Source organism: Streptomyces sp. NPDC059456 (genome assembly GCF_042750055.1).
In the GTDB taxonomy this organism is placed as follows: domain Bacteria; phylum Actinomycetota; class Actinomycetes; order Streptomycetales; family Streptomycetaceae; genus Streptomyces.
Genome location: NZ_JBHYVA010000488.1, coordinates 1 through 6,504 on the forward strand (window position 1 = coordinate 1; position 6,504 = coordinate 6,504).

The 6,504-nt window shown below is 72.5% G+C and carries 9 protein-coding genes; 2 read left to right on the forward strand and 7 right to left on the reverse strand.

Features of this window, described 5'->3' with window-relative positions; translation table 11 throughout:
- Window positions 1-203: 203 nt before the first annotated feature.
- Genes ACFXA3_RS31150 through ACFXA3_RS31160 form a run of 3 tightly spaced genes read right to left on the reverse strand, consistent with a single transcriptional unit; the run spans window position 204 to window position 2,068 of the window.
- Window positions 204-587, reverse strand: a complete 384-nt coding sequence (locus tag ACFXA3_RS31150) for a DUF3037 domain-containing protein (RefSeq protein WP_054225024.1) — start codon at window positions 585-587, stop codon at window positions 204-206.
- Entirely contained in the window at window positions 584-1,429 is an 846-nt protein-coding gene (locus ACFXA3_RS31155) for a HipA family kinase (protein ID WP_385192135.1), read from the reverse strand. The genes ACFXA3_RS31150 and ACFXA3_RS31155 overlap by 4 nt, the downstream gene beginning before the upstream one ends.
- Before the next feature lie 18 nt (window positions 1,430-1,447).
- On the reverse strand, window positions 1,448-2,068 hold the full coding sequence (locus ACFXA3_RS31160; protein ID WP_385192137.1) for a cysteine hydrolase: 621 nt from the start codon (window positions 2,066-2,068) through the stop codon (window positions 1,448-1,450).
- Window positions 2,069-2,144: 76 nt separating this feature from the next.
- On the opposite strand from ACFXA3_RS31160, the gene ACFXA3_RS31165 reads away from it, so the two are divergent.
- Window positions 2,145-2,603 (forward strand): pyridoxamine 5'-phosphate oxidase family protein, encoded by a 459-nt coding sequence (locus ACFXA3_RS31165; protein ID WP_385192140.1) that lies wholly within the window; start codon window positions 2,145-2,147, stop codon window positions 2,601-2,603.
- 106 nt (window positions 2,604-2,709) lie between these two features.
- Here the strand turns inward: ACFXA3_RS31165 and ACFXA3_RS31170 are convergent, their stop codons facing one another.
- On the reverse strand, window positions 2,710-3,612 hold the full coding sequence (locus ACFXA3_RS31170; RefSeq protein WP_385192143.1) for a LysR family transcriptional regulator: 903 nt from the start codon (window positions 3,610-3,612) through the stop codon (window positions 2,710-2,712).
- A gap of 74 nt (window positions 3,613-3,686) precedes the next feature.
- Between ACFXA3_RS31170 and ACFXA3_RS31175 the strand changes: the two genes are divergently transcribed.
- Window positions 3,687-4,622: a DMT family transporter gene (locus ACFXA3_RS31175; RefSeq protein ID WP_385192145.1), complete on the forward strand. Its 936-nt coding sequence runs from the start codon at window positions 3,687-3,689 to the stop codon at window positions 4,620-4,622.
- A 13-nt stretch (window positions 4,623-4,635) separates the two neighbouring features.
- Here the strand turns inward: ACFXA3_RS31175 and ACFXA3_RS31180 are convergent, their stop codons facing one another.
- From ACFXA3_RS31180 to ACFXA3_RS31190, 3 genes are read right to left on the reverse strand one after another with little or no spacing between them, the layout of a single operon-like run.
- Entirely contained in the window at window positions 4,636-5,055 is a 420-nt protein-coding gene (locus ACFXA3_RS31180; protein WP_385192147.1) for a hypothetical protein, read from the reverse strand.
- Entirely contained in the window at window positions 5,055-5,276 is a 222-nt protein-coding gene (locus ACFXA3_RS31185) for a hypothetical protein (RefSeq protein ID WP_385192149.1), read from the reverse strand. Before ACFXA3_RS31185 ends, ACFXA3_RS31180 begins: the two co-directional genes overlap by 1 nt.
- A gap of 1 nt (window position 5,277) precedes the next feature.
- A complete protein-coding gene (locus tag ACFXA3_RS31190) occupies window positions 5,278-6,033 on the reverse strand; it encodes a hypothetical protein (protein WP_385192152.1) in 756 nt (251 codons plus the stop codon).
- Window positions 6,034-6,504: the final 471 nt, after the last annotated feature.

Genomic DNA, 6,504 nt, shown 5'->3' on the forward strand with positions numbered 1-6,504 from the left:
CGCCGGGCCCCCCGCCCCCCCCGCCCCCGCGCGCCAAATTTACACCAACTCAGGGGATTACGACTTCGCTATGGGTGTCGTGGGCTCGGTGTTGTGTATCTGAGACAGGCTAGGCGCCGTGGCACGCGGTGTCAACGGCACCGGGTCCCTGGGCTCTCCAGGTCGTGGCGGCCGCCGTACGGATCTTCGTACGGTTCGGCGGATCAGCGGACCAGCAGGTCGAGCAGACGTTCCACCTCGGCCTCCGGGTCGGCCGTGAGGCCGGTGTGCACCGGCCCGGGCTGCACCACCGTGCTGCGCGGGGCGATCAGCCAGCGGAACCGGCGTCCCGCGTCGTCACCGGCCGCCTGGCCGGCCCACTCGCCCCCGGTGCACACGCCCGCGACCCCGTGCAGCGCGGCGCGCACGCCGGCCACGTCGGCCCCGGGGTCCAGGGCGAGCAGCTTGGCCTCGTCCAGATGGGTGCGTGCGGCCACGTACGAGCGCGCCCGGCAGTAAACGATCACGCCGGCGTTGAAGCACTCACCGCGCTCCATCCGGGGCACCACGCGCACCAGCGCGTACTCGAACACGTCCCGCTTGGTCACTCGCCGTCGCTCTTCTTCTTGGTCTTGTGGGGCCATTCGGGCAGGTGGTCGGTCAGCCACCCCGGGGGCTTCGAAGCCGCCTTCACCTCGGCCTCCATGGAAATCCTCTCGTGGATCGTGGCCGCGCGCGGCAGCAGCACCTCCACGTAGGCGCGGCGCACCGCGTCGGTGGAGCCGAAACCGGGCTCGTCGACCAGCCACTCGTCGGGCACGTCGGCGACCACGTCGTCGAGCAGCTCCCGGGTCACCAGGGGCGCGAGGGCGGCGGCCGCCGCCGCGATGTCCGGGCCGACCGGGGCCAGGACGTGGTCGGAGGCGTTGTACGGCTTGGCCGCGGCGCTCGCGGCGGTGGGCCAGTTGTGGTGCCAGATCATGGTGGCGCCGTGGTCGATGAGCCACAGGTCACCGTGCCAGATCAGCATGTTCGGGTTGCGCCAGGACCGGTCGACGTTGTTGATCAGCGCGTCGAACCAGACCACGCGCCCCGCCTCGGCCGGGTCCACCTGGTACGCGAGCGGGTCGAAGCCGATCGACCCGGGCAGGTAGTCCATCCCGAGGTTGAGTCCGCCGCTGGCCTTCAGCAGCTCCTGGACCTCCTGGTCGGGCTCGCCTAGCCCGATCACGGGGTCGAGCTGCATCTGCACGAGCCGCGGGACCCGCAGGCCCAGGCGCTGCGCCAGGCGCCCGCAGACGACTTCGGCGACCAGGGTCTTGCGCCCCTGGCCGGCTCCGGTGAATTTCATGACGTAGGTACCGAGGTCGTCGGCCTCGACGATCCCCGGGAGCGAGCCGCCCTCACGCAAGGGCGTGACGTAACGGGTCGCGATCACTTCGGACAGCATCCGCCCAGGTTACGGGGGTCAGCGCGCGGGAGCCCACTGCGCGAGCAGGGCTTCGGCCGTGGTGACGGTCGCGACGAGTGCCAGGGAGTTGCGGATCACCTCGGCGGTGTAGGCGGCGGGCACCCCCGCGATGGCGTCGGACGGCACCACGACCCGGTAGCCGAGGTTCACGGCGTCGAAGACGGTGTTCGGGATCGCGATGTTCGACGACACCCCGGTGACCACGAGGGTGCGGATGCCGAGGTTGCGCAGGAGGGCGTCGACGTCGGTGCCGGCGATCGGGGAGAGGCCGTGCAGCCGGCGGACCACCAGATCGTTTCCGGCCACCTCGATGGGCGCCGCGACCTGCACCGCCGGGCTCCCGGACAGCTGCCGGACGGGCAGCTTCCCGGCGGCCCGGAACAGCCTCGCGTTGGCGTTGGCGGCGAGCCCGTCGGGGCGCCGTTCGGCGATCGCGTGCAGCACCTGTACGCCGGCCGCGTGCGCGGCGTCGACCAGCGCGGCCACCCGGCCGAGCATCCCGGAGTCCCGGGCCTCCTTCGCGAGTTCGGGCAGTGCGCTCTCCTCGCCGACGACGCCGTTCTGGCACTCGACGGTGAGCAGTGCGGTGGTGGCGGGATCGAGATCCGGCTGCGGCATGGCTCCCCCTGGCGTGACGGCCGTCGATCCCGCATGATTCCTGACACTCAGTCAGATGTGAAGAGGTGTGGGTCGGATGGACGGATCACAGCGGCGGGGCCGCCGCATCATGATGACCGACGCGGAAGTGGACGCCTTCCTGCGCGAGCAGCGCACCTGCCGGGTGGCGACCGTCTCCCCGGACGGCCGTCCGCACGTGGGCGCCCTGTGGTTCGCCTGGGACGGCGCCTCGCTGTGGCTGTACTCGATCACGCGCAGCCGCCGCTGGTCGGACCTGCGGGCGGACCCGCGGATCTCCGTGGTCGTGGACGCGGGTGAGGCGTACGACGAGCTGCGCGGGGTCGAGCTCTGCGGCAGCGCCGCCTTCGTGGGCGAGGCCCCGCGCACGGGCGAACCCTGTCCGGAGCTGGCCGAGGCGGAACGGATCTTCCCGGCCAAGAACTTCGGCATCGAGGAGATGCCGCACGACGGCCGCCACGCGTGGATCCGCCTCACGCCGGAGTCGGTCGTCTCCTGGGACTTCCGCAAGCTCTGACGCACCGGGGCTCCGGGGCCCCGGTGCCGCGGCACCCCGGTGCTACGGGACCGCGGCGCTGCGGGACCGCGGCGCTACAGGACCGCGGCGCTACAGGACCGCGGCGCTACAGGACTGCGGCGCCGGCCTCCCGGAGGGCGTCGACGGCGGCCCGGATCGAGGGCCGCCGGTCGGCGTCCGCCCGCCACACCGCGTACACGTGACGCCGTACGGAGTCGCTCACGGGCAGCAGCCGGACCCCGTCCGGCACCGGACCGCGCCCGAGCCGGGGGGCCACGCACACGCCGAGCCCGGCCTCCACGAACGCCAGCTGGGTGTGGTGCTCCTCGGCGATGTGCGCGATGCGCGGCTCGATTCCGGTGCCGCGCAGGGTGTACACGAGCCACTCGTGGCAGAACTGGCCCTCGTTCCAGGAGATCCAGTCGTCGTCGGCGAACTCGGCGAGGGTGACCCGCTCCCGGCCGGCCAGCCGGTGGCCGGCCGGAACGGCGATGTCACAGGAGTCGTCGAGCAGGTGCGTGCGCGTGAGCTCGGCGGGCACCGGCATCCGCTTGTTGTGCCAGTCGATGGCCAGGGCCAGGTCGAGGTCGCCGCGGACGACCGCCGCCATGCTCTCCTCGGGCTCCTGCTCCCGCACCAGGGGCCGCAGTTCGGGGTGGCCGGCGCGCAGGGTGGTCAGCGCCTGGGGCAGCAGCCCGCGCATGGCGGTCGGGAAGGCGCCGATCCGCAGCTCGCCGACGGCGCAGCCGCGCTGGGCCTCGACGTCGGCCTGGGCGAGCTCGACCTGGGAGATGATCCGGGCCGCGTGATCGGCGAGCAGCCGTCCGGCGTCGGTGAGCCGGACCCCGCGCCCGTTCTTGGCCAGCAGCGGCTGGCCGACCTCCCGCTCCAGCTTGGCCATCTGCTGGGAGACGGCGGATGTGGTGACGTGGAGCCCGTCGGCCGCGCCGCTGACCGAGCCGTGGCGGGCGAGGGCATCGAGGGTGCGCAGGCGCTCCAGGTTCAACATGTAAGCAATGCTACGCCGTCACTGCGAAGAAATCTCGCTTGTCCTACGCAGTTGAGCGGAGCAGAGTACACCTCATGAGCGCACCCGCCACCCCTCGTCCCACACTCTCCCCGCCGGCCGCCGCCCCTGCCCGCACCGCCCGGGTGGACTGGCGCATCCGCTTCGCGATCCTCTCCGTGGTCTGGGGCTTCAGCTTCCTGCTGATCAAGGTGGGCACGCAGGCGTACGCCCCCTTCCAGGTCGCCCTCGGCCGGGTGCTGTTCGGCGCGCTCGCGCTGCTGACCGTGCTCCTGGTGCGCCGCGAGCCGCTCCCCCGGGGCCGCCGGACCTGGGTCCACCTGGCGGTGGCGGCGCTGCTGCTCAACACCGCCCCCTTCTCGCTGTTCTCGTACGCCGAGCTCAGCATCCCGTCGAGCCTGGCCGGGATCTGCAACGCCACCTCACCGCTGTGGGGCATGGCGCTGTCGATGGTGGCCCTGTCCGAGGACCGCCCGACGCGGCGCCGTTTCGCCGGCCTGGGCCTGGGCTTCCTCGGCGTGCTGACGGTCCTGGGCGCCTGGCAGGGCTTCTCGGGGATCGACGCGAAGGGCACCGCGCTCGCCCTGCTCGCCTCGCTCTGCTACCCGATCGGCTGGATCTACGTCCGGCGCACTCTGGCCTCGGTGCCGAGCTCGCCGGTGGCGCTGACCGGCGCCCAGCTGATGCTCTCCACGCTGCAACTGCTGGCGGTCAGCGCCGCGTTCACCTCGACTCCCACCTCGTTCCCGCTGTGGCCGACCCTGTCGGTGATCGCACTGGGCGCCCTCGGCACGGGGATGGCCCTCCAGATGCAGTACGGGCTGGTGACGGAGGTCGGCCCGACCACGGCCCAGATGGTCACGTACTTCATCCCGGTCATCGCCACCGCGGCGGGCGTCGTGCTCCTGGGCGAACAGCTCCACTGGAACACCCCGGTGGGCGCGGCGATCGTCCTGGCCGGAGCGGCCCTCACCCAGACGCGGCGCCGCTAGGGGGCGCGCCCGCCTAGCCGCAGTCGCCGAGGATCGGCCCCGATCCGTCGGGCGTGTGGGTGGTCCACAGCATGAACAGCTCCAGCAGGATCGCCACGACGTTGAGCGAGGCGACGACGAAGGCCAGGATCCCCGGCCAGGTGTCCCGGATCCGGACCCCGCAACGACGCCGGATCCACCGGGCGAGCAGCAGGCAGACGACCATGGCCGACAGCCCGAGGACCGGCCCCGCCCATGCGAAGACGTACTCCGCCTTCGGGAAGGGCATGAGCCGGCAGGCCGCCTGCTGCCGGTGCACCCAGGCCATGTCCATGTCCTCGACGTGCAGTGAGGAGAGCACGCCGAGGACGGCCACGACCGGCACGAGCATTGCCGTGATCACCATGCCGGGCGTGACCGAGCGGCCTTGCGAGGCGGCGGAAGAAATGTCCATCAGTACCAATTCGGGTGCGGTCGGACGATGTGGATGCGCTGCTCACCGTGGTTCCTGGTGGCAACGTGCTCGCGGCTCTCCAGACTCACGTTCTGGAACGAGCCGGTGTGCTGGCTCAACTTGACGTCGCCGTCAGGGGTCACCGAGGTCACCACGGCAGCGTGGTAGGTCTCCCCCGGCGGTTCGTCCGGGTCGGGAGCGACCTGCTCGTAGAAGATCACGTCACCGTGGCGTGCTTCCGATCGCGTGACTGAGGTCGGCGAGGGTCACGGGGTCGGCCCGCATGAGGTCCTTCTGCTGCTGCGGGGTCAGGCCGTCCCACCAGGCGCGCTGGAGGTGCGGGTCCTTCCCGACCGGGATGTCCTCCCGGAGCATCTCGAATTCGACGTGAGACGCCTCGACCAGGATCTCGTTGTGCGCCTGCGAGGTGTCGGCGACGTTGATGGTCTTCGCCGGCTTGTCCAGCTCCGCGGAGGCCTTCGCGTCCGCCTGGGCGGCCTCGCGCAGGGCTTCGTCCATCAGCCCGTTGACCGTCGCGATGTCGCCCAGTTCCTTGGTGTGGGCGTCGCGCACGTTCTGCGGCACGTTCTGCGGCACGTTCGGGCCGACGGGTGCGGCGCCCGTGTACGCGCCCACCGCGCGGCCGTCCCGGATGCCCAGCCCGTGCTCGCCCGCCAGCTCGGCCGCGTGGAAGAGCGTGCGCTGGGCGAAGCCCATGGAATGGGCCAGGGCGTCGAGGACCATGGCCACGCCCTTCATGATGTCGCCGCCGGACTCGAGGCGGTCGGCGAGGTCCTCCAGGCGTTTGCCGGCCTGCCTGCCGGTGGCGTCCGCCCAGTGGTCGTCGAGCGGCTTCTTGCCCTGCGCGCGGACGTCCTCGCATGCGGAAGACGAGCGCCGGGCGAGGTCGACCCAGTCGTCCGCGGCCTTCTGCCACTGGTCCACGCGGCAGTCGTACAGGTCGTGATAGGCGACCACGGGTCAGTTCCCCCCGAAGTCGGCCAGGCCGTGCCGAAGCCTGCTGAAGGCGTCCCTCGCCTGGGCGTCCGTGGTGTCGTAGGCGTTGGCCGTGGTTACGTCTTGATGTCGATGTCCACGCAGTCCCCCATGAGTTGTTCCCGAACAGCCTAACTTCGCTCATACGTGCGTTTTCGTCAGCAACACGGCGAGCCTCCCGAGTTCTGCGTGCATGTCGGCGGCGGTCCGCGGCGGGGGGGGCCGCCGCCCCCCGCCCCAGACCCGGGGGCCCCGCGCCGGGGCGCGCCCCCCCCCCGCGGCGAGCCGCGGCCGGCGCCCCGGCCCGCGGGCGCGCGGGGGGGGGGCCCCCCGGGCCGGGGGGGGACGCGCGGGGCGCCCCCGCGCCCCCCACACGGGTGGGCGGGCCCCCGGCCCCCGGTGCACCGGGGGGGTGGGGGCGGGGGCCCGGCCCCGGCGGCGTTGGGGTGGGCC